This window comes from Sediminibacterium sp. FW305-C-61, from assembly GCF_058231065.1.
Map to the genome: position 1 here is coordinate 371,905 of NZ_JBIQXR010000003.1, position 23,900 is coordinate 395,804.

The window sequence follows — 23,900 nt, forward strand, 5'->3', positions numbered from 1 at the left end:
TAAAAAAAGAAGTGCACTCCCGGGTCTGTTTCCACAGACCCGGCTATTAAAAATATCGGAACCTGAATTGAATGGATAAAATGCTCATTATAGAACCCTTTCCTGATTTGGCAGTCAAGGCACTTGAAAAATATTTTCGGGTGCAAAGGGTAGTTCATTTGTATGAACTAAGAGCAGCATTACAGCAAGACAGATTCCTTTTGGTTTTTTGTCCGGTACGTCTCTATCATCCAAAAATCGCTGAACTATTACTTGCTACAAAACAACCGCCTAAACTGGTATTGGTAAGAACACAACTGGATAAACTGGAACATTTAAACGATGATAATATTCCTTACTGGAACCTGCCATATTCAGTCAAGGTATTACAGTCAATAATAACAACTATAAAACCACAAAGTCAGGAGGATCTGCAACGCATCCACGTAATGGAAAACAGAAGGCTGCAGATTATACGGGTACATACTATTTTACTGATAAAAAAAATACCGCCAGGTCAGGTAATAATTCATACCACAGAAGGGGATCACCTGGTCAATGCAAACCTAACTACCATACTGCAATTGTTACCGGATAATTGCATGGATAGAATTAGCGATCAGTTGGCCGTACCTGTTCACATGGTACATAATATTACTTACAAAGGGTTTGCATTCAGGGGCGGATTTATTCCTATTCGTGACAGGTATTTAAAAACAAGAAAGAAAACCTATAATGAAGAACTTATTTAGGGCAGTCTTAACGGAATGCTTTTTTGAGCAACTAGCATCCAGGAATGGCGCTCTTTAAATAACAAAATGATGAAAAGAATTTATCTCGATAATGCAGCCACTACACCTATTGCTCCGGAAGTGCTGGAAGCCATGATGCCTTACCTGACTGAGCAATTTGGTAATCCCTCTTCACCAGGACAGGAAGGGCGTATTGCCAGACTGGCGGTTGAAAATGCACGCAAAAAAATTGCAGGCTTATTGCATACCAGTCCATCACAACTGGTGTTTACATCCTGTGGTACTGAAGCAAATAACCTGGCTTTACGCGGATTGATCAAAGCAAAAAAAATAACCAGGGTCATCAGTACACGTATCGAACATTCCAGTGTGTACAATACACTTTGTGATTTGACCTGGCAAGGGCAGATAGAATTCGTACAACTCAATGTTGATAGGGAAGGTCGCCCGGATTTGAAAGAACTGGAATCTTATCTGGCAGATGGTCATGGTCATACAATGGTATCACTCATGCATGCCAACAATGAAATCGGCACCATGATCGATTTATGGGAAGTAGGTACGATCTGTTCACGATACAAAACTTTTTTTCACAGCGACACCGTACAAACAATGGGGCATTTTCCAATGAACCTGTCTGAAATACCTGTGGACCTGATGACCATGTCGGCACATAAATTCCATGGTCCGAAAGGAGTAGGTATGTTATGGATGCGCAAGGACCTCGGCCTGCAGGTTATACAAACAGGTGGTTCGCATGAAAATGGTATGCGTGCAGGAACAGAAAATGTAGCAGGTATTGTTGGAATGGCCAAAGCCTTTGAAATGGCCATGCAGTATTACCAGCAGGATAGCCATCATATTCAGCAGCTAAGTAACCTGTTACAGAAAGGACTCGAAAAACTGGGTGCTATCAGGCATGGCAGTAAAAACGATCAACGTTTATACACCGTATTGAATATGGGTTTGCCGGATATTGAAAGAAGTAAGCATTTATTACTTGAACTGGATATCGCCGGAATTTCTGTGAGTGCTGGCTCCGCCTGCAATAGTGGTAAAACATCTAAAGTGATGGCGGCCATTCATGCAGATCAAATGATTAACATCCGTTTTTCCTTTTCACGATACAATCAATTGCCGCAGATAAACCGTGTATTGGATATTATTCAATACCAACTGATCGGCGAATCTATCACCGCTGAAAATCCTTTAGTATGATCCGCAATATTTTATACAAACTGGAGGCCCAGTTAGTGAATATGGCATCTGACCCTGCGGTTAGAGAACTTGAGCTGCTCCATGCTATGAAAGAATTGGTGATGGAAGCTGCAGTAGGTATTAAAGTGCTTGAAAATGTATTCCCGCAACTGGATGATGCCGAAAGGGTACAGTTGATGTCTGTACGCAAGCGTATACTTCACTATATCGTGTATTTCGAATTTGAAATACATGACCTGATGGGAATGAAAAAACCAACCATTGAAACATTAAAACCATTGTATGCAAATGCCAGCTATGAAGAATGGAGCATCGCGATCCGTTCTGCTGAAAATAACTGGCGTAAACCTTTATTACCAAGGGAGGCATTACAGTTTCATACTAATTAAAGAAGAGTAGTTTTCTCATGTGGTTTGGGAAATCACATGCCCGGGTTCCTTTCCAGGATGCCCGGTCTTTTAAAATAAAAACATGAACCTTAAAAAACAGTGTCTGATCATCACCATCCAGCTTACAGATTATATAAGACTGGGAGAATGGCTTGCCGGGAACGATTATGAGGTACAGTTCGCTAAAACGGAAACCGAGATCATAAAAAAAGCAGCAGCACAGCCTTACGACGTGGTATTGTTACACCCCGGTCAATGGCAGTTGCATTTGTTGCAACAATTCATGGTGCTGCATTCATTTGGTCTGATCAGTGGCCGAAGAGATTGCTTTCCGGAATACCTCGATCACCAGGTGGCAATACATGTACGGGAGCCCCTTCGTCCATCTCAGTTTCAACGATTGGAAAAAGGGTTAAGATCTGTCAACAATATATTACTGGCAGATTGTATGATCGTTAAATCACAATGGCATTATCATAAAATTCCATTGGAGCAGATTGATTTTTTAGCGTGTGATAAAGTGCCGGGTTATACAAGGATATGTTATGGAAGAAATGTAGTGGTTGTTTTCGGCATCCTGACAGCATGGGAAAGAAGTCTGCATTGTACAGAACTATTCGAACGTATCGGTGATAATATACTGGTGGCCAAAAAACACCTGGACAGCATCAGCAACGGTTATTTTATAAAAGACCATTATCGGATCAAGGTAGTAGCCAGATATATCGAAACAAATGCCTACCGTAAGAGGAAAGAAAAATTTCCTGTAATCAACATGCACCTGCAGGGAGTAGCAACTCAGCCTGTGAATACCTGAGCAGCACAGGGGCATGGTATTACAAGTACCCTCTGGGCGGTCTCGGCCACCCAAAGGCGGGTAATTTTCATTACCCGCCGATTATTATAAAAACAATGATGAAGTATATATTTTTCATACTACTACTTTTCACTTTTTCCCTGAATCAGCTTTCAGCGCAGGCTGTTATTAAGGCAGGTGTGAAAGATGCTGCGGGACAACCACTGGAAGGTGCCACCGTTCAATTAAAAAGAGCAAAAGATAGCGCGGTTCTGCGACAGACAAGAAGCACCCGCCAGGGTTTTCAGTTACGAAGGGTTATCGCCGGGAACTATATACTGCAACTTCAATTCCTCGGTTTCGCAACAGTAGAAAAAAAATTAGTCGTAAGATCAACAGATACCTTATTGATATTGGATGCAATTGTAATGGAAACTGCCCCAGACACTTCATTAATAGGCGTCGTAGTAAAAGCATCTATACCTCCTGTGCTGGTAAAAAAAGATACGATTGTATACAATGCAGCTGCCTATAAACTTGGTCCCAATGCATCTGTACAGGAACTCCTGAAAAAATTACCGGGTGTGCAGGTGGATAAAGATGGTAATGTGACCGTACAAGGACAAAAAGTAGAAAAGATATATGTAGATGGGAAAGAATTTTTACTCAGTGACCCCAAGTTGCTCACCAAAGATTTCCCCGCTGATATGCTCGCAGCAGTCGAGGCCTTTGATCAGCAAAGTGACGAAAGCAGATTCTCCGGAATCAAAGATTTCAGTGGCACAAAAGCATTGAATTTCAGGATGAAAAAAGATATGCGCAATATGCTCGTAGGGAAAGCATATGGTGCCCAGGCACTCGGTGGAAAGTATAGTGTAGGCGGTAGCCTGCAAAAATTATCTCCCAACGAGTGGTTAAACCTGAGCATAAATGAAAATACCCTAAACGATCTTTTCAAGGGCTACAACGAATTACCCAGGATGGGAGGTTCGGCAGGGGATAAAAAGAGCAGGGAAGCGATGATCAATTACCGTAACCGCTTTTCAAATAAAATATCCGGCGGATTTAGTTACCGTATGAGTGATATCGATAATAGAATACGAAGAAACAGCATACGGAGAGATTTTTTAACAGACTCAATCCTAAATAAAGCGAGTAGCCAAACACAACAAACTGCACAATTACAACATCAGTTCCGGGGTGACCTGGTATGGCAGACAGATAGTATGCAATCCATTGTTTTCCGTCCCAATATATCTCTTCAAAAATCGGATGAACATACGATCGATAGTTCCGTGCTGCGTTCTGAAAAAAATGGTATGCAATCACTGATTAATCAGGTGCACCGGAGACAATCAGAAAGCGCTACCCAGTTACAATTGGGCGGATCAGTTTCCTATCGCCGGCGTTTTCAGAAACCGGGCAGGAGTGCCGTGATTGGGTTTAGCTATAATGACAGCAACACTGATGAAGATCGGGCATTGCAAACCAGTAGCAGTTTCCAACAGTTAGACCAGCAATCTGCCAGAACCCTTGATGGAAATAATATCGGTATTCAGGCATTTTATACAGAGCCCATCGCAAAGGGTAAAATCCTCGACTTTCAATATACCTATCAACAACAAAATAGCCAGGCAACAAGGGCTAGTTATAATTATAATGCGGCAACAGGATTTTATGACCAGTATGATTCACTCACGAGTAATCAATTTCTGTCGTCCAATAGCTCACATCGGGCAGCCATGGGTATAAATATTTCCCACCAAAAAATTCGTTACCAGGCAGGATTGGCGAGCCTTTACACTTTACAGCAAAACGAAGTACTCAGTGGTAAAGGAAATAGTGTGAACCAAACAACGGTTAACTGGATGCCAAGGGCTTCTATGCAGGTTGAAATAAATACACAGACCCAACTCTTCATTCGTTATACAGGCAGGAGCCAGCAGCCAAGTGCAGATCAGCTACAACCATTGATTGATCCTACAAATCCCCTGCTCATAAAAAAAGGGAACACTGCATTACGTCCCTCTTTTAACCATAGCTGGAATATCTCCTATGTAAAAGCCGACAGAAAAACCGCCAGGTACCTGATGTTGGATCTTGGACTTAACCTTACCACCAATAAAATAACACCCTCCACACAACTACTGCAAGGAGGTGTGCAGGAACAGCAGATGGTCAACATCAATGGGATATATGATGTCAATGCTTCAATCAATTATAGTATACCCGTTTTTGAAAAATCAGGAATGCTTCGCCTTGGTCAAAGAATAAGGGCACAAAGAGATAAAAGTATCATCAATCAACTAGAAAATGTGCAGGAGCAAATTGCACTTACTCCATTTGTAAGTCTGCGTTGTGAGCCGCTGGCCGGGCTTTCCATTGAAGGAGAGGCAAACATTGATTATTCCAGCACGCACTACACCATCGGTAACCGGAAAATTGAATTGTTATGCTCAAATTATGGTATGAACCTTCGGTACGAATTACCAGGCGGTTTATTAATTAACAGTGATCTCTCTATTGCAAACAACCCTGCACAGTCCGGATTACAGGCAAACCAGGTAACAGTCTGGAACAGTGCTTTGTCAAAATATTTTTTAGCAAACCGTCAGGCAGAAATAAGGTTAAGTGCTTTTGATTTATTGGACCAGAACAAAGGAGTGCAACAGTATGCAGGCGAACAATACATTGAACAATCGAATGTGAATATGCAACAGCAATTATGGCTTTTAAGTTTTGTCTGGAACTTTAAAAAAGCAGGATCATGAAAATCATTTATCGGGTATTTCTATTGGCTTTTATTTTTTGTACAGCATGCGATAACAATGCTTTTACCAAAGGAAAAGCAGGCATGGAATACCGTATTGTAGCGAAAGGAAAAGGGAGTACAGTGCAATATGGACAGTGGATAGAAATAGATGTACAACAGTATTTCAATGATTCCTTGTTAAGGGATAGTAGGGCAAACGGACATACAGAGTGGATGCATTTTGATTCTACTCAGTTGTCTGCTGATGCATTCCCGATTTTCAAAAATTGTAAAGCAGGCGATAGTATCATCTTCCGTGTTTTAGCTGATAGCGCATTCAAATTTGGCAGACCGCCATTTGCTGAAGGTAAAAATGGCTGGTTACTTACGCATATAAAAATTAAAAACATAAAAGCAGCAAAACCAGACATGTCTGACAACAATCTGAGCCATGAGTGATTCATGCAGGTCACTCATAAGCGGGGTATTTCTATACCCTGCATTTACTTTTTAAAAACTAAACCAATGAAACAGCTATACACAACTTTGTTTTTTCTTGCAGTGGTTAGCAATATCCATGCACAAAGAGAAAGAAATGAATTCAGTTTTAACTGGGCCGGTGATGCAAAAGGCAATGGTATTGCTTCTGTATTTGCAATAGGAGCTTCAGGTCAGTATGCCATTTTAAGGGCAGCAAATGCCCCGGGATATTTATCCGCCGCACAGGGCTGGAGAATTCATTTTGTCGTTGGTGTGCCGGTTAGTAAAGCTTTTTTTATTCATCCAGAGATAGCATTGTCCCAATTAAGAACAGGTAATACTGCTAATGGTATAAGGATGGCAACATTGGATTTGCCGTTACAGTTTGGACTGCACCTGGGTAAAAAAAGACAATGGATGATGAAAGCAGGCCCGGAATTATCCTTGGCACTTAATGGGTATCAAAAAACGAATGGGGTAGAACAGGATATTTACCAGCACACTAATCAAACACAATGGTTCCTTCAAACAACCCTTGAATACCTTCCCAACCGTTTCGGTCTGTCAGCACGTTATCGCCATGGACTTTCACGAATCGGAGATCCATCAAATAATGCACTGCAGGGAAAATTCAGCACCCTGAGTATTGGCGCTATTTACAGACTGGCAAAAAAAGCAAAATAGGATGAACAAAGGAATTCTTGTAATGCTGCTGTTACAAACCGCAGCATTTTCTGCGCAAGCGCAATTATCGTTTAACGTACAGGCAAAAGCAAAGTCGGAGAAAGAATATACACTATCCATTGAAATAAAAGGAAGCAAATCAACCGTTGTTTATGCCACTAATAAAAAATTGGCATTAACCGGACCGATAATAGAACTGCTGAATGCAACAGGCAAACTTTCTGAAATAACAGGAACGAGTATCGAAGAAATTGATCCCATTTTCCCGCCCGACAAAAGCAGGGTTTACAAAACAGGAACAAACTTAAGCGCGGAACTCGTTTTTAATAGTAAAGTCCCCAAAGTTTTAAAAGGACGTATGAATGGTTTTTATAGAGAAGATGATCAGTTTCTTTCTTTTGAATTTCCATTTGAAGTAGCGTTGGAAGGAGGAGAGGTAGATGCTGCAAACGTTATTGACTTGACTAACCTGGATTTGTTAAATCCGTTGTATGATTGTGGTTCAGCAAGCCAGGGAACAAAGGCTTCCTCTGCATGGAAGATATTTTTACTTGGACTTGCCGGTGGACTACTCGCTTTATTAACGCCCTGCGTTTTTCCGATGATACCTGTTACGGTTTCTTTTTTTACGCATCGGGCATCAAACAGAAAACAGGCGATAAAAAATGGGGTGTTGTATGGTGGATTTATTTTCCTGATTTATATTGCCGCATCACTTCCCTTCCATCTGGTAAAAGGATTAAAACCAGAGCTACTCAATAATATCGCAACCAGCGTTCCCCTCAACCTGATTTTCTTTCTGGTCTTTTTGTTTTTTGCACTCTCTTTCTTTGGACTCTTTACCATTTCATTGCCCAGTTCTCTGGCAACTGGAGCATCCAAGCAAACTGGGATATTTTTTATGTCGCTCACACTGGTGATTGTTTCTTTTTCCTGTACAGGCCCGATTTTGGGCTCGTTGCTGGTGGGCACTTTATCTGGTGGGGCATGGTTACTCACGGCAGGACTAGCAGGATTTGGCGTCGCGTTGGGACTGCCCTTCGGACTATTCGCCATCTTTCCGCAATGGTTAAAGAAACTTCCTAAATCGGGAGGCTGGCTGGAGACATTTAAAAAATCACTGGCATTTATTGAACTGGCACTTGCCTTTAAATTTTTATCCAATGCAGACCTGGTCATGCACTGGGGTATTTTAAAGCGGGAGGTTTTTATCGGGATATGGGTATTGATATTTATCGCCATGGGTATTTACCTGTTGAATATGGGCGAATGGTATAGGCAAGGGAAAAGGAAGATCAGTAAGTTTAGGTTTGGATTAGCGATAGGTATAATATTGTTCGCGCTTTACCTGCTTCCTGCATTGGGTCCAAAAGGTCATAATGGTTTATCTTTTCTGAGTGGCTTCCCACCACCCACACATTATAGTGTATACAAACAAAATGAAAACACAACGAATCAACAGCTCTCTCCAATAATAAATGATTTCGAAGTGGCCATTCAAAAAGCAAAAGCAACCAATAAACCCATCCTGATCGATTTTACGGGTTGGGCATGTGTCAACTGTCGGAAGATGGAAGAAAATGTTTGGAGCAAACCAGCCATCGCAAACATGCTCAAAGAAAAATATATACTACTCTCACTCTATGTAGATGATAAAGCGCCACTACCCGTATCAGAAAGATCAACATCCATCCGAACAATCGGAGATAAGTGGGCCAACTTTCAGTCTACCTATTTCAAGCAGGTAACCCAACCCCTTTACGTAGCAATCACCCCCGAAGGAAAATTATTAACCCACCCCATCGGCTACACCCCCAATGCCGGGCAGTATTTGGAATGGCTGAGATGTGGGGTGGGGGATTGAGGTGTGAGGTGTGAATTGTGAATGGTCAATATGGGTGTGAGGTGTGAATTGTTGAATGGTCAATGGTGAATGGGGGGTGTGAATTGTCAATTGTCAATGGTCAATAAAGGGGTTTCTATTTTCACAATTCACAATTCACAATTCACGCCTCCCATTCACAATTCACAATTGACAATTCACCCCCCCCCTCAACAAAAGCTGCAATTACAGCCAGAATCCTGTATATTGAGATAAGCTAATCTTTGAGTACCTGCATGAAATTAAGTAGATACTACATACTTGTACTAGTGATTCTGTGTTTCTGTGGCAAAACATTGGCCGCTGATGATTCTTTGCGTGTGCAGCTTAAATGGTGGCATCAGTTTCAGTTTGCTGGCTATTATGCAGCAGAATATAAAGGGTATTATAAAGAGGAAGGGTTGAAAGTTAAATTGATACCCGGTGATCCTACTCATGCGGCTGTGCCGGAAGTATTGGCAGGAAGGGCTGATTTTGGCATTACTGGGTCCGACCTGGTGGTTCAATATGCCAAAGGCGAGCCTGTGGTTGCCCTGGGGGCCATATTTCAGCATTCACCTTACACTATTCTTTCGGTCAAAGAAAGAAATATCAATTTACCATCGGATTTAATTGGCAAAAGGTTGATGGCTTCTGAGGACCAGGGCTGGACAGAATTAAAAGCGGTTTTCCTGAAAGAAGGGATCAATCCCGATTCATTACATGTACTATCTCATACCTGGAACAATACCGATCTGGTTAATGGTAAAGCCGATGCAATTTCCGCATACATAACGGTTGAAGTTAATCAACTGCTTAAAATGGGGGTTGAACCTTCTTTTATATTACCCATAAATTATGGGATCGATTTTTATGGTGATATTCTTTTCACGAGAAAAAAAATAGCCGACTCCGATCCCCAAACAATTGCCGGTTTTCGTAATGCCACTTTTAAAGGATGGGAATATGCGATGAGTCATACAAGCGAAATCGCCGATTATATTTTAACATTACCCGGTGTTAAAGAAAGAGGTGTAACCAAAGATGATTTATTGGTGGAAGCAGAAGCCATGCGCAAACTGATTCTTCCCGACCTGGTTGAAATAGGTCATATGAACGAGGGCAGGTGGAGACATATTGTAGATGTACATGAAAAATTGGGCATCATAAAAAAACAACCTGACTTGAATGGATTTCTTTATGATGGTACCAAAAAAGTTACTTCCAGGTATTTACGCAATATTATTTATGTAATCATAGCCGTACTCACTTTATTACTTTTGTCGATCCTCTACGGTTTCTCTTTACGTAATGCAGTACGCAAACGTACCAGGGAACTGGAAAAAGAAATAGCGGAACGAGCCAATGCCCAGCAATTATTAAAGATTAGCGAAGAGCGTTTGGAAATGGCCACCGAGGCGGCTGGGTTGGGTATATGGGATTGGAATATCAAAACCGGGGAAGTTTATTATAATAACCAGTGGAAATTAATGCTCGGTTATGAACCCGATGGATTGCCAGATACCATTGAAACATTTGAAAGCCTGCTTCATCCCAATGAGAAAGAAACCATCATGCAACTGTTGCAGCAACATTTGAATGGTGAAACCAATTCATACCAGGCCATGATCCGCCTGCGCACGAAAGATAAAAGGTGGAAATGGATCTTAACCATGAGTAAGGCATCTATGCGCGATGAAAACAATAACGCCATACGTTTGTCGGGTATTCATTTAGATGTAGATGAAATCAAACAAAAAGAAATTGAACTAAAAGAACTTACACAGGAACTGATGCACAGTAACAGCGAATTACAACAATTTGCTTATATCACATCGCATAATTTGCGTGCACCTGTCGCCAACCTGATCAACCTGCTCGATTTATTCGACCGTGGTAATTTGTCTGAACGTAATACTATTTTCCTGGATAAAATGGAAACCAGTGTTAACCGATTACACGCCACTTTGAATGACCTCAATGAAATTCTTTCCTCCAGAAGTAATAAGGCGGATAGAGAAGAATACCTGCAATTTGAGGAAGAGCTGAAAAAAGTGCAGGATTTAATTTCGGAAGATATCCGTCTCAATGAAGTAACCATCGAATCAGACTTTTCAAAAGCCCCTGGAATGTATTTTTCGAGGAAGATCATTCACAGCGTATTATTGAATTTATTGACGAATGCGATTAAGTACCGAAAGGAGGGCAGATTGCCTAAAGTGCAGATAAGTACAGAGGAAGATGGGGAATTTATTATCCTTTATGTAAAGGATAATGGACTCGGTATTAACATGGAAAAATTTGGCAACAAAATATTTGGTCTATATCAGCGTTTTCATGATAACAAAGATGGAAAAGGGCTTGGTTTGTACATCATCAAGAACCAGATAGAAGCCCTTGAAGGAAAGATTGCCGTGGAGAGTATCGTGAATAAAGGAACCATGTTTCATGTATTCCTAAAGAAAAAAAAGGGGTTATATGACTAAAGCACCAATGCATGTTTTATTGGTAGATGATGATGATGTGACGAATTTTCTTAGTAAAGAAATGCTGCGGTTATTTATGGGTGGACCAAAGGTTGATATAGCCTTAAATGGACAAGAAGCCATTGATTACCTGGTAGCGCATAGTAACACTGGAGAAGTGTTACCCGACCTGATATTGCTGGATATCAATATGCCCATCATGGATGGCTGGGATTTTCTCGCTGAATTCAACCGTATCAAACAACCAGGTTTTGAAAATATCACCATCATCATGCTCACTTCTTCTGTTTACTTTGAAGATATTGAACGTGCTAAAACCTACCCAACAGTAAAAGATATTTACTCCAAGCCACTGGATGAAGGGAAGATCAGGGAGATTGTTCAGGCTTGTGGTTGATAGCCGTTAGCTTTTAGGTATTAGGTGTTAGGTATGAGGAAAAAAACTTCCTAACACTTAACACCTAATACCTAGCGCCTAGCACCCAGCACCTAAAGGCAAAATGCTAAAAGCCATTACCCATCTGCCAAATTTGTGTATTTGAAAATAGTGTATACACAAATTAATGATAATCAATACTATAAAAGCTATATTTAGCGTGAATGCCAATTATGCTGTTTCAAAATTCAGTGTTTTCAACCGCATAATTCAGTGAATAAAACTAGGATATACCTGCTTCAGCGATGTATCTTGCACTCAGTAAATGATTCTATCGAATCGTTTCGCCTATATCCTAAAAGACCAAGAAAAATGTAATAAGAATCTTATTACATTTTTTCCCTCGATCCAATTTCCTTTAATATAACGAATCCTATATTCTAATGTAAAGACTAAGAGAATGGGGCAATCAGTTGCCCCATTCTCTTTTTATACCTGCTACCAAATCTTCTTCCCTGTTTTATATCAAAAAAAATTACTAACTTTCATATGAAGGTTCTTTGTAATTATTTTTCTTTTGAACGAGTTAATCGGAAATAGTTTTTTTGCAGCATTACTATTTTAAAAATTATCGGTGTTGATACAATAAAGCAACATATAATTGCGTGTATAGCATATATTAGTGCCGGATATTGCATTACTGATTTCTACATAAACTGACTGACTAAAGGATAATAAATGAGAATACTGATAGCAGACGATCATAGCTTGATTCGAGAGGGACTACGGAAAATTTTGTTAGAATCACTTCCATTTGCTGAAGTGCATGATGTTGCAGATTCAGCGGACCTCTTTAAAAAAGCGATCAGCGAAAAATGGGATATCATTATCTCTGATATCAGTATGCCAGGCTACTCCGGCATTGAAATACTCAAGCAGATAAAGGAACACGCACCTAATACACCTGTATTAATGCTTAGCATGCACACCCCCGAACAATATGCAGTGCGGGCTATTAAAGCTGGTGCTTCCGGTTATCTTACCAAAGAAAGTGCTCCTTATGAATTGGTAAAAGCAGTACAACAAATTCTAAGCGGAAGAAAATATATAACAAGTGAAGTAGCAGAAGTGCTGGCAGGTTCTCTCGAACAAAAAGACCAGCGTGCTCCCCACGAACAATTATCAGATCGCGAATTTGAAGTGTTTAAAATGATTGTTATGGGAAAAAGTATTTCAGAAATTGGTGAAATACTTTCGCTTAATGTAAATACAATTAGTACATACAGAGCCAGGATTATGGATAAAATGAAACTGCATAACAATGCAGATTTGGTTAAATATGCCATCCAAAACAACCTGGTTTAAAAAATAGCGGCTTTTGTGTAGTAATATCACTACATTTATTTCAAGGGTTGCATTATTGCAGCATTTCTAAAAATGAGGGTATTTTGTTGTAGCTATAAAGCCCCCCCATTTACTAGCTGACTATTGTTTTTAAATATTCCACTATCCTTTATTAAAATCCAATTCGTATTGGGATTACCGGTACTATAACTTATTTATCCTAGGAAAACCTTATAGCCAAAAGCTATATGAGCTTTGCAGGGTTAGACCTGCAAAGCTCTTTTAAAACCAATATTCTAATGATGCCATTTCCCATTATGGTGGACAAAGCACTGAAAATATTACTGGTCGACGACTCAGAGTTTATTCTGCAGCGGGTAAAGCATTTGCTGGAAGGAATAAAAAACGTACAGGAAATACGAACGGCTACCAGTGCGGAAGAGGCAGAGAATTGGATCAATACGTTTAATCCCACCCTTATTTTTCTCGATATCAACCTCCCAGGAAAAAATGGGCTTCAAATGTTAAAAGATATTCGCAGAAGTAATACCATTGATCCTATCATTGTTATCCTTACCAACAATACCTTATCTGGCTATAAATCAGAATGTATGCAGGCTGGCGCCGATTACTTCCTCGATAAAGCAAAAGACTTTGCCATTATTCCGGATATTATCCGGCAAACTGCGGAAAAAATAGCTTCCGATACCCGCTTCAATTAATTATGTGAATCAAAGGTTGAAGCACATTAGATGGGTGCTTATAGTCATTACTATTCAGGGAAATTTGGCTTCTAGCTTCTAGCCACTAGCTGCTGGCTTCTAGCCTTTTTTTGCTATTAATTTAACCATCCGCAAGCGTAAATATGGTAGTTGAATATTTATTTTAAATAGGATTTTTACAAAACAAATTCGCAAGCCCTGTCAGTTATTCAAATAGAAGCAGATAGCCTAAAACAAGCACCAATCAAGGCTAGCGGCTAGTCTAGTTTAGGCGCGATGGTGCTTATTTTAGGCTTTCTGCTATTAATGCAATACCAGCTATTAATAGAACACAGATTATCATGATTTTCAAGATTTATCATGATAGATCTTGAAAATCATGATAATCTGTGTTCCATCATCCGCCCCTGCGTTCGCATTAATTGTTGCGCTAAATACCCAGGGCTGCTTTTAACCTGGAATACCCCGATTTACTTACGGGTAGTCTAACCCCAATACTAAGTATAGCAAGGTGTCCATCTTTTTCATATGGATCAATCCTCGCAATCAGGTGCACATTTACAAGATAAGACCTGTGAATGCGTATAAATAAAGCAGGATCCATTTTCTGCTCAAAAAACTGCATGGTTTTATGTTTCAGGAATACCCCCTCACTCGTATAAATTTTTACATAATCATCTGCTGCTTCAAAATATTGTACCTGGGCTGTAGGAATAATTTTAATCTTCCCATTATCCTTCAATACAATCCTGTTCTGCTGCTGAGCCGTTGAGGCGACTGTATTCAGTAGGGCCGATGTATTATTTTGTTGAACCTGTGTTTCAGTGGCCCTCCATTTTTCAATGGCCTTTGTGAATCTTTCTTTGCTAAATGGTTTGAGCAAATAATCAACCGCATGTGCTTCAAATGCTTTGATGGCAAATTCCTCAAATGCAGTGGCAAAAATTACGGCTGGTGGATTTTCAATTAGTTCCAGCATCTCAAACCCATTGATCTTGGGCATTTGTACATCCAATATTATCAGATCAGGCTGGTGTTGTTGAATGGCTTTTACACCCTCAAATCCGTCGCCACATTCCTGCACCAGTTCAAGGTCGGGAAAGGATTGAAGGTATTCTTTCACAATACTCCTTGCCAGTGGCTCGTCATCGATGATGATTAGTTTCATGCTGGTTTCTTTTAAGCAGTTCGTTCTTTGATCATTATTTTAATACCATTTTTATTGTCCACTTGTTTCCTGGTTGTATTGGGGAATAAGTATGGTAGTGGTAAATTGTTTATCAGTTTTACTAGTACGAATGAGATCTTGTCTTGCATAAAGCAAATACAATCTTCGGGCAATGGATGCCAATCCAAAACCTGTACCATGTATGGCAACCGTTGTATCCGGATCGTAAGGGTTTTCAACCACAATCTCCAGCATTTCCTTTGTTGAACCATTCGCCCTAATGCTAATCAATACATCATCAGTGGTATCGTACAAACCAAACTTAATGGCGTTTTCAACCACCGGCTGCAACAATAAAGCAGGTATACGCATGGTTGAAGCCTGTTGATCGATGTCTAATGCCGTTTGCAAACGATGACCAAAACGCACTTTTTCAATTTCAAGGTATAGTTGTAAATGATTGATTTCTTCCTGCAAATCAACCAACTGGTGTTCTTCTTTTTTTAAAGTACCCCTTAGAAAATCCGACAGTTGCTGAATCATATGTCTGGCTTTCTCCGGCTGACTTCCCGCAAGGGCGCTGATCGAATTAAGACTGTTAAAAAGAAAATGTGGTTGTAGTTGCTGTCTTAATTTTAATAACTCAGCATCCTTGGATACTTTTTCTGCTTCTTCTTTTCTTCTTTCATTTTCCTGTTGTTCCAGTAAAGTGTACCAGAGCAAACTGATCATCGACATACATCCGATCATCAGAAAACCGGTAATATACCGGATATAAAAAGATTGGCTCAGCAAGAGTTGGTAACCATCATCTGCCTTAAATAAATATCGAAGAATCACCCTTACCAGAAATAGATATATACTGCTGAGTACAAGACTGATGATTAATATATACCAATACCTTTCCTTACGGGGAAGATAATATTTCATATTGTTAACCACCAGTAAACAGAAGGATGCCAGTAAAAAGTTGGAGATAAAAGCATCTGCTAATGTTTCCACAAAACTAACCCTGTATTCACCCATCACCCAGATATGCACTACCGTCCAGGCCAGCCACCAGGTAATAAATGCTACATAAAAACTTCGTCCTTTTGTTATGGGTGTTATCATGCTTAAAGTGCTTGAAGAAACCGTTCAGTACAGCTCGATAACAAATATCCGGCTTTTAACCGAACCTCAAGTTGGTAACGGTCTTTGTCTGCAGGCTGGCTAATCTGCGACAACACTTCAGCACCATCCATCATCTTATGTAAGGGATATATTTCAATAACATCCATGAAAATCCAGTTTACCTGATGTGGGGAATGCTCTTCCGCAACAAGCTGCTCCTGCTGGCCAATTAACTGAGCTTTATGGAAAGCATGCAAATTGTCTTCCGCCAAAACCAGTCTCAATTGTTCATCAAACTGGGTCTGAGACTCATTGCTAGCTGTCTGGAACCGATAAACAAGTTTTGCAAGAAACCATTCCATAACTGTGTTGCGTTGGGTGAATAAATATTTTTGCGTTTTGGACTATTAGCTGATGAGTGATTTCGCTGTCCCCACATCTTCTGCCAGCTAGAGGCTAGCAGCTATTATTAATAGCTTTTTATTTCAATGCCCCCAAAAACAGATGTACCTTTTAGGATCAATATTTTATCCGGATCGAATTTGCTGCCTGGTAGCAGGTTGCGTTTATCTTCGATGCCTGCAAAAACAGCTACGGTTTCAGTACGCACTTCCCAGTTTGGCGGAATGACCAGTTTCGTTCCACCAAAAACAATGGTTACATCCAGGAATACGGGTCCCTGTATATCAGCTTGTGAAAGGTTTATCTGCGATCCACCCATGAAACATACAATTTCGCCTCCTTTGAAATTTTTAGAAGTAACCATTCTCTTAACCTCGCCGAATACAGAAGTAGTGTCGATCCTGTCTTCCGAAGATGGTGGAAATTCTGGGTCGTCGTTGTTCTGCTGTTTTGGTTTAAAGCCAAGTAGTGGATCCTGACTAAGCGAACTTACTTTAGGACGGAAGATGAATAGAATACCCACCAGAATGATCAGTGAAGGCCATAGAAAGCGGCGAATTTCAACGTCTTTGATCAGTTCATCCGACATGAAGAATAAACCAACCGCGATCATAATCATCCAGGATACTCCCCTGAATTTTACTTTGATACCAGATATTATTCCAACCAGCACAATAATTGCTGACCAATCGTATAACCAGGATGGAATATAAACACCCACCCGGCGCAACAGAATAACTGCACCAACAAGAATCAGTATAATGCCGGTATAAAAGCGGTCATTATTATTGCGTAAACCATATCCTCTTTGTCTCATAGTATTTTATTTAATGCAAAGCTATTTGTGTGGATACTGCATACAAAGTGGAATTAGGTTACAGGAATAAGAAAGGCGGTAAACGACGGGAAATTGGCGGTAAATGGAATTGCATCAAACAGACCAGGTGGGTTTACCGGCAGTTTTTGATTATTGCAGCGGGGAAACGGGCATCTCAAAGGAGTCCTTTGAGCAAGTCAAGCATAGGATAGAACACGGATTTTCATGATTTTCAAGACCTATCATGATAAATCCTCAAAATCATGAAAATCCATGTTCTATTAATAGCGGGTAGTGCAATTGAGGTAACCAAATATTTCTTTAAGCAACTGACTTTAAACTTTCTCCTCCTCTTTAATTCCATTAAAAGCAGAAAGACTATAATAAGCACCCATCAAAGCTTGTAGCCTGCAGCCTGCAGCTTGCAGCCAATTTCACTTTCCATCAATATCCCTACTCTGCCAGCCAATCAAAATAACGCCAATAATAACCAGTATGGTACCAATGATTTGTTCCCTGATAATGGTTTCGCCCAGAAAAAAATGGGCTTGAAGAATGGTCGATACAGGTCCGATGCTGGTAATAATGGCAACATTATTACTGCCAATTTTTTTCATACCCACACTCATCATAAAAGATGGTAAAACAGTTGCCACAATAGCGAGTGCAATGCCATAACTGGTAAGGGTTGCATCAAGTGTAAATGATGGAATTGGTTTTTGAATAAGGTAATGAATAAAAATACCGGCCGTAGCAGTAAGCATCGCATAAGCGGTATAACGTGTAGCACCAACTGCTTTAACCAGTCTGCCAGTTCCGACAAGATAAAAGGAATAAGTAACAGCGCAGAGAAAGATCATAAAAGAACCATAGTAAAATTGTGGTCCATAATGCGCTGCATGTATTTCACCCCAATAAGCGGTACCTATACCAATATAAGTAAGGATTAATGCAATGATTTGCCTTTTAGAAAGTGCAGTCTTAAAATAAAAGGTATTAATAAGCACCGCAAAAGTGGGATACAAAAACAGGATCAGTCTTTCCAGGCCAGCAGATACATATTGTAATCCGATAAAATCAAAAAGGCTGCTCAGGTAATAACCAAAAATACCCATGAGCATAATGAGCAACCATTGTCTTTTTGTAATGCTTGAGCTATTCTCCTTTCTACTCGCAAACCAAACTGCTCCAACATAAAAAGGCAATGAGAAAAGCATCCGCAGACTCAGTAGTGTAAGAGCATCAACTTTTGTTTCCTGAAATGCGAGCTTAACAAATATAGCTTTAGTAGAAAAAAAGATAGCACCCGCAATAGTGATGAGGAAACCAACAAGATTTATTTTTTGTGCCTGGGTATTCACAGTTCGTTTTTTGCGGGGGGCGTAGTTTTTAGTCCATGGTCCATAGACCATAGTCCATAGTTAAAGCAAAACTTTCTTACCATGGACCATGGACTATGGACCTTCCCCTACACGCTCACATTAAAATCTCTCAATGCGTCATTTAAGCTTGTTTTCAGATCGGTACTAGCTTTACGCTGACCAATGATGAGGGCGCAACTTACCTGGTATTCTCCTGCATTGAATTTCTTCGTGTAGCTGCCTGGTATTACAACGCTTCTGGCTGGTACCCTTCCTTTGTATTCTACTGGTTCATTTCCACTTACATCAATGATTTTGGTGGATTGGGTGAGTACCACATTTGCTCCTAATACGGCTTCTTTTTCCACTACAACACCTTCTACTACTATACATCTGCTGCCAATAAAACATCCGTCTTCAATGATAACCGGACTAGCCTGCAGTGGTTCCAATACACCTCCGATTCCAACACCGCCACTCAGGTGTACACCTTTGCCGATCTGCGCACAGCTACCTACAGTTGCCCAGGTATCAACCATGGTACCTTCGTCTACAAATGCACCGATGTTTACATAACTCGGCATGAGTACCACATTCTTTGCTATATAAGCACCATAACGTGCTACTGCATGCGGAACGGCCCTTACACCCAGTTCTTTATAATTTGATTTCAACAACATTTTATCATAAAACTCAAAAGGAGGGAGGTTCCAGGTTTGCATTTGCTGAATACCGAAATACATCAGTATGGCTTGCTTAACCCACTCATTCACCACCCAATTTCCATCGATGGGTTCGGCTACACGTAAGCGACCTTTATCTACTTCTTCGATAACTGCTCTTACTGCGTCACTATGCTGATTTGCCTGTAATAATGTTCTGTCAGACCAGGCTTCCTGGATCAATGATTTTAGTTCCATAGCAAAAATTTTTGCAAACATACAGGTTGCTTGTAGGATAATCGCATATTCAACACAATTTGTACATTGCATAGCCATGCTACCATTTCAAAATGATATCGATGCCTGCCTGGAAGCACTGGAAAAGGGCGGATTAATACTATATCCAACAGATACTATCTGGGGTATAGGATGCGATGCAACCAATCCCGATGCAGTGGAAAAAATTATTCAGCTCAAGAAAAGACCGGAACATAAGGCCATGATTGTTTTGGTGGCAGATGAAAGAGAAATATTACAATATATCACCCAGCCCGACTTACAGGTATTTGATTATATAAAAGGGGTGTCGAGACCCATTACTGTTATTTATGATGGTGCTATCGGACTATCAGACGCCATATTAGGTGATGACGGCTCAGTCGGTATTCGCATAACAACCGACCCATTTTGCAAACACCTGATCAAAAGATTCCGCAAGCCTCTGGTAAGCACATCAGCTAACCTATCAGGATATCCGGCTCCGCAGTCGTTCCAGGATATAGAACCTGTTATCAAAGAAGGTGTAGACTACGTAGTCAGGTACCGCCAGGCAGACGAAAACTACTATAAACCTTCCTCTGTTGTTAAATGGGACAGGAATGGGGTTTTGACGATTATCAGGAATTGAGTTGCTGTTTTTTTGGCTGCTTAGATAGAACACGGATTTATCATGATCTATCATGATCATCATGATAAATCTGCGTTCCATTTCCCGCTCTAATGGAATTTCAGCACTCGATGCGCATTAAGGGCTAATAGCTAATACCCCAAAAAAAAAAACCACCCCAAAATGTGCATAACCCTGTGTGAAAGTCGAAATTTCTGTTAATAGCTTATAAATCAGTTATTTAGACCCAAATAGGGATGGATTGGCAGGAATTTTGTTTAGATTTTAGTTGCATTTCTAGTAATAAAATGCAAACTTAAAGTAAGCAAATATCCTATGGCACGTGTAATACTAGATGTACCCAACGATAAAATGCAATCATTTTTAAAAGCTATCCTTGAATTGGGGTTAGACAGGCATGCCATAAGTTCCAATAAGCCCAGCCGCCGTAGCTTAGTATCCCGCAACCGCAAAATTGGACGCAAACATTTCTCTCCCGATTTTTTACTATTCGATTGGGAATTTTTTAGCAATGAACTGGAGTATGAGTAGAGTAGTCCATGGTCCATAGTCCATGGTCCATGGTTAGAGCCGGTACTTTTCTACTCTCCTTAATAAAGCAACTAATTTCCTACCATGGACTAAAGTCCATGGTCCAAACCAAAGCTCCCAGCTTTATCCTAATTTTGCCCGATGCAGCGCATCCTGGTTATTCAAACAGCTTTTATTGGCGATGTTGTTCTGGCAACTGGATTATTGGAAAAATTGCACCAGCATTTTCCGGATAGTCAGCTTGATATTGTTGTACGCAAAGGGAATGAAACCCTTTTTACCGCACACCCTTTTCTGCATGAAGTATTAATCTGGGATAAAAAGCAACACAAATACCGTCATCTTTTTCAACTGCTGAATCGTATCCGCCGCAACAAATACGACCTCGTAATAAATGTACAGCGCTACATGGCTACTGGATTGCTAACTGCTTTTTCCGGCGCAAAAAGAACGATTGGGTTTAATAAAAATCCATTTGCCTTTTTATTTACCGATAAAATTCTACACGATTTCTCAGGGGAAGGTGATTCGTTCCATGAAATACAACGTAATCATGCCCTCATCAGAAATATTACTGATTTAATTGCAGCTAAGCCTAAATTGTATCCATCCAAAACAGATTTTGCAAATATTGAGCTCTATCAGACGCAACCATATATCTGTATTGCCCCTGCATCGGTATGGTTTACTAAACAGTTTCCTGCAAATAAATGGATCGAATTAATTACAAACCTGCCAGAAACCTATACCATCTATTTATTGGGTGCACCTGGTGATTCTACTCTTTGTGAAACGATCCAAAAAGCAACACATAAATCGGTCATCAACCTTGCAGGAAAACTTTCTTTTCTATCATCAGCAGCCCTGATGCAGGGAGCTACAATGAACTATGTAAATGATTCAGCACCCATGCACTTTGCATCAGCCGTAAATGCACCGGTAACGGCCATCTATTGTTCAACTGTTCCATCCTTCGGATATGGGCCACTTTCTGATCATTCCTTCATTGTACAAACCACTGTTCCACTATCTTGTCGCCCCTGCGGACTCCATGGTCACCCACAATGTCCCGAAGGACATTTCAACTGCGCCCAAAAAATTGAAATCTCCCAATTGCTGGAAAACATTTAGCTGCAAGCCAAGGGTAGGATAGGACACGGATTTTCATGATTTTCAAGATCTATCATGATAAATCCTGAAAATCATGAAAATCCGTGTCCTATTAATCCTTCTCGCATATTTATTCCTCAATTTTATCATTGATAATAAACTCGCTCAAGATTGAATAATTAATGAGAAAAAGCATCAATCAAGACATGCAGCTTATAGCTATTGCTGTCTAGGGGAAAAAAGCTTCTAGCCACTAGCTTCTAGCTGCTAGTTTTTTTGCTATTAATCTAGCCATCCACATGCGTAAATAGGGTAATTAAATTTTTAATTTAAGTAGGGTTTTACAAAACAAATTCGCAAGCCCTGTCATTTATTCAAATAATAGCAGAATACCTAAAACAAGCCCCAATCAAGGCTAGCAGCTAGAAGCTGGAAGCTAGCGGCTTATTTTCCCCTAACAGTTCAGGTTTGTAGCTTGAATCCTGAAGCTCAAAACATACAGAAACAGATTAACTTTGCCGCACATGGACATCCTTTGTACTGATACAGAACTAAAGATTTTTAAGACTATTGCACAGGCCGGAGCATCGTTGAATATGCAATGTTACCTTATTGGAGGTTTCGTGCGCGATAAACTGATTGGAAGACCTACAAAAGATATCGATATCGTATGTATAGGTGATGGCATAGCATTGGCACATAAAGTGGCAGAACAGTTTAACCCCAAACCTTATGTTTCCTTTTTTAAAACATTTGGTACGGCACAAATAAAAATCGGCGACCTGGAAATTGAATTTGTAGGAGCTCGAAAAGAAAGTTATGCCCGACATAGCCGTAAACCCGATGTATTACCCGGAACTATTGAAGATGATCAGAACAGACGCGACTTTACCATTAATGCACTGGCAATCAGTTTGAATGAAGCAGACTATGGAAAATTAATTGATCCTTTTAATGGTCAACAGGCACTCAATGATAAGATCATCGTAACTCCTATGGAGCCATCGCAAACATTCAGCGATGATCCATTGCGTATGATGAGGGCCATACGTTTTGCAGCACAATTAAACTACACAATAGTACCTGAAACATTTGCTGCCATCACCGCAAATGTTGATCGCATCAGTATTGTTTCACAGGAAAGAATTACGGATGAACTGAATAAAATAATGATGTGCGAAAAACCATCCGTAGGATGGGATCTTTTGTTCCGGTCTGGCTTATTACATAAAATTTTCCCCCAGATGGTAGACCTCTATGGGGCTGCATATATTGATGGAATCGGACACAAAGATAATTTTTACCATACCCTGCAGGTATTGGATAATATTTCAGCACACACAGATGATCTCTGGCTTAGATGGGCAGCATTATTGCATGATATCGGTAAGCCGGCAACGAAAAGATTTGAAGAGGGACATGGCTGGACCTTCCACGGACATGAAGTGGTTGGCGCCAGAATGGTACCTAAGATTTTTACCAGGCTGAAATTGCCACTGAATGAAAAGATGAAGTTTGTGCAGAAACTGGTACTTCTTCACCTGAGGCCTATTAGTCTTACCAAAGAAAATATTACTGATAGCGCAGTTCGCAGGCTGTTATTTGATGCCGGAGAAGATATTGATGCATTGATGATGTTGTGTTCGGCAGATATTACCAGTAAGAACAAAATGAAGGTGAAACGATTCCTGTCGAATTTTGAATTGGTAAAACAACGCCTCGCAACTGTAGAAGATGCAGACAGAATAAGGAATTGGCAGCCACCTATTACCGGGGAAATTATTATGCAGACATTTGGACTTACCCCTGGCCGACAAGTAGGTATTATTAAAGATGCCATAAGGGAAGCCATTTTAGATGGGGAAATTCCGAATGATTATGAAGCAGCCAGGACCTTTATGCTGGCAAAAGCTGCAGAACTGAACTTGCGGGCGGTGGAATAAATTGTATTTTAGCAGATAATTGGTAATTATTACCCAACTATTGATTC

General features: G+C 40.3%; 22 protein-coding genes. 16 read left to right on the forward strand and 6 right to left on the reverse strand.

Going from position 1 to position 23,900, the window contains the following annotated elements; all coding sequences use genetic code 11:
• Window positions 1-71 precede the first annotated feature (71 nt).
• The 12 genes from ACH30E_RS10575 (at window position 72) to ACH30E_RS10630 (ending at window position 13,839) form a co-directional block, all read left to right on the forward strand.
• Window positions 72-731, forward strand: a complete 660-nt coding sequence (locus ACH30E_RS10575; RefSeq protein WP_490824792.1) for a hypothetical protein — start codon at window positions 72-74, stop codon at window positions 729-731.
• Between the two features lie 66 nt (window positions 732-797).
• Window positions 798-1,949, forward strand: coding sequence for a cysteine desulfurase family protein (locus ACH30E_RS10580; protein ID WP_490824793.1), 1,152 nt, complete (start codon window positions 798-800; stop codon window positions 1,947-1,949).
• On the forward strand, window positions 1,946-2,338 hold the full coding sequence (locus ACH30E_RS10585; RefSeq protein ID WP_490824794.1) for a hypothetical protein: 393 nt from the start codon (window positions 1,946-1,948) through the stop codon (window positions 2,336-2,338). The genes ACH30E_RS10580 and ACH30E_RS10585 overlap by 4 nt, the downstream gene beginning before the upstream one ends.
• Window positions 2,339-2,420: 82 nt before the next feature.
• Window positions 2,421-3,155 (forward strand): hypothetical protein, encoded by a 735-nt coding sequence (locus ACH30E_RS10590; RefSeq protein WP_490824795.1) that lies wholly within the window; start codon window positions 2,421-2,423, stop codon window positions 3,153-3,155.
• 95 nt (window positions 3,156-3,250) lie between these two features.
• Window positions 3,251-5,905: an outer membrane beta-barrel protein gene (locus ACH30E_RS10595; RefSeq protein WP_490847341.1), complete on the forward strand. Its 2,655-nt coding sequence runs from the start codon at window positions 3,251-3,253 to the stop codon at window positions 5,903-5,905.
• A complete protein-coding gene (locus ACH30E_RS10600; protein WP_490824797.1) occupies window positions 5,902-6,345 on the forward strand; it encodes a hypothetical protein in 444 nt (147 codons plus the stop codon). The genes ACH30E_RS10595 and ACH30E_RS10600 overlap by 4 nt, the downstream gene beginning before the upstream one ends.
• Before the next feature lie 66 nt (window positions 6,346-6,411).
• Window positions 6,412-7,050 (forward strand): outer membrane beta-barrel protein, encoded by a 639-nt coding sequence (locus tag ACH30E_RS10605; RefSeq protein WP_490824798.1) that lies wholly within the window; start codon window positions 6,412-6,414, stop codon window positions 7,048-7,050.
• Window position 7,051: 1 nt separating this feature from the next.
• Entirely contained in the window at window positions 7,052-8,914 is a 1,863-nt protein-coding gene (locus tag ACH30E_RS10610) for a protein-disulfide reductase DsbD family protein (RefSeq protein ID WP_490824799.1), read from the forward strand.
• A 254-nt stretch (window positions 8,915-9,168) separates the two neighbouring features.
• A complete protein-coding gene (locus tag ACH30E_RS10615; RefSeq protein ID WP_490824800.1) occupies window positions 9,169-11,397 on the forward strand; it encodes an ABC transporter substrate-binding protein in 2,229 nt (742 codons plus the stop codon).
• Window positions 11,390-11,794 (forward strand): response regulator, encoded by a 405-nt coding sequence (locus ACH30E_RS10620; RefSeq protein ID WP_490824801.1) that lies wholly within the window; start codon window positions 11,390-11,392, stop codon window positions 11,792-11,794. Before ACH30E_RS10615 ends, ACH30E_RS10620 begins: the two co-directional genes overlap by 8 nt.
• A 717-nt stretch (window positions 11,795-12,511) precedes the next feature.
• A complete protein-coding gene (locus ACH30E_RS10625) occupies window positions 12,512-13,138 on the forward strand; it encodes a response regulator (RefSeq protein WP_294994151.1) in 627 nt (208 codons plus the stop codon).
• Between the two features lie 227 nt (window positions 13,139-13,365).
• Window positions 13,366-13,839, forward strand: a complete 474-nt coding sequence (locus ACH30E_RS10630) for a response regulator (protein ID WP_294994148.1) — start codon at window positions 13,366-13,368, stop codon at window positions 13,837-13,839.
• 430 nt (window positions 13,840-14,269) lie between these two features.
• On the opposite strand, the gene ACH30E_RS10635 is transcribed toward ACH30E_RS10630, so the two are convergent.
• The 6 genes from ACH30E_RS10635 to ACH30E_RS10660 form a co-directional block, all read right to left on the reverse strand.
• Complete coding sequence (locus ACH30E_RS10635; RefSeq protein WP_294994144.1) at window positions 14,270-15,007, reverse strand: LytR/AlgR family response regulator transcription factor; 738 nt, start codon at window positions 15,005-15,007, stop codon at window positions 14,270-14,272.
• 51 nt (window positions 15,008-15,058) lie between these two features.
• Entirely contained in the window at window positions 15,059-16,120 is a 1,062-nt protein-coding gene (locus ACH30E_RS10640; protein WP_490824803.1) for a sensor histidine kinase, read from the reverse strand.
• 2 nt (window positions 16,121-16,122) lie between these two features.
• On the reverse strand, window positions 16,123-16,482 hold the full coding sequence (locus ACH30E_RS10645; RefSeq protein WP_294994138.1) for a DUF4288 domain-containing protein: 360 nt from the start codon (window positions 16,480-16,482) through the stop codon (window positions 16,123-16,125).
• Between the two features lie 107 nt (window positions 16,483-16,589).
• Entirely contained in the window at window positions 16,590-17,339 is a 750-nt protein-coding gene (locus ACH30E_RS10650; protein WP_294994135.1) for a LiaF transmembrane domain-containing protein, read from the reverse strand.
• A 434-nt stretch (window positions 17,340-17,773) separates the two neighbouring features.
• On the reverse strand, window positions 17,774-18,751 hold the full coding sequence (locus ACH30E_RS10655; protein ID WP_490824804.1) for a DMT family transporter: 978 nt from the start codon (window positions 18,749-18,751) through the stop codon (window positions 17,774-17,776).
• A 56-nt stretch (window positions 18,752-18,807) separates the two neighbouring features.
• A complete protein-coding gene (locus tag ACH30E_RS10660) occupies window positions 18,808-19,620 on the reverse strand; it encodes a 2,3,4,5-tetrahydropyridine-2,6-dicarboxylate N-succinyltransferase (RefSeq protein WP_490824805.1) in 813 nt (270 codons plus the stop codon).
• A 76-nt stretch (window positions 19,621-19,696) separates the two neighbouring features.
• Between ACH30E_RS10660 and ACH30E_RS10665 the strand changes: the two genes are divergently transcribed.
• From ACH30E_RS10665 to ACH30E_RS10680, 4 genes are all read left to right on the forward strand, one after another.
• Window positions 19,697-20,269, forward strand: a complete 573-nt coding sequence (locus tag ACH30E_RS10665) for an L-threonylcarbamoyladenylate synthase (RefSeq protein ID WP_294994124.1) — start codon at window positions 19,697-19,699, stop codon at window positions 20,267-20,269.
• A gap of 315 nt (window positions 20,270-20,584) precedes the next feature.
• Window positions 20,585-20,800 carry a hypothetical protein gene (locus ACH30E_RS10670; RefSeq protein WP_490824806.1) on the forward strand — a complete coding sequence of 72 codons (216 nt, stop codon included), beginning with the start codon at window positions 20,585-20,587 and terminating at the stop codon, window positions 20,798-20,800.
• Window positions 20,801-20,941: 141 nt separating this feature from the next.
• Window positions 20,942-21,931: a glycosyltransferase family 9 protein gene (locus ACH30E_RS10675; protein ID WP_490824807.1), complete on the forward strand. Its 990-nt coding sequence runs from the start codon at window positions 20,942-20,944 to the stop codon at window positions 21,929-21,931.
• Window positions 21,932-22,434: 503 nt separating this feature from the next.
• Entirely contained in the window at window positions 22,435-23,853 is a 1,419-nt protein-coding gene (locus ACH30E_RS10680) for a CCA tRNA nucleotidyltransferase (protein ID WP_490824808.1), read from the forward strand.
• Window positions 23,854-23,900: the final 47 nt, after the last annotated feature.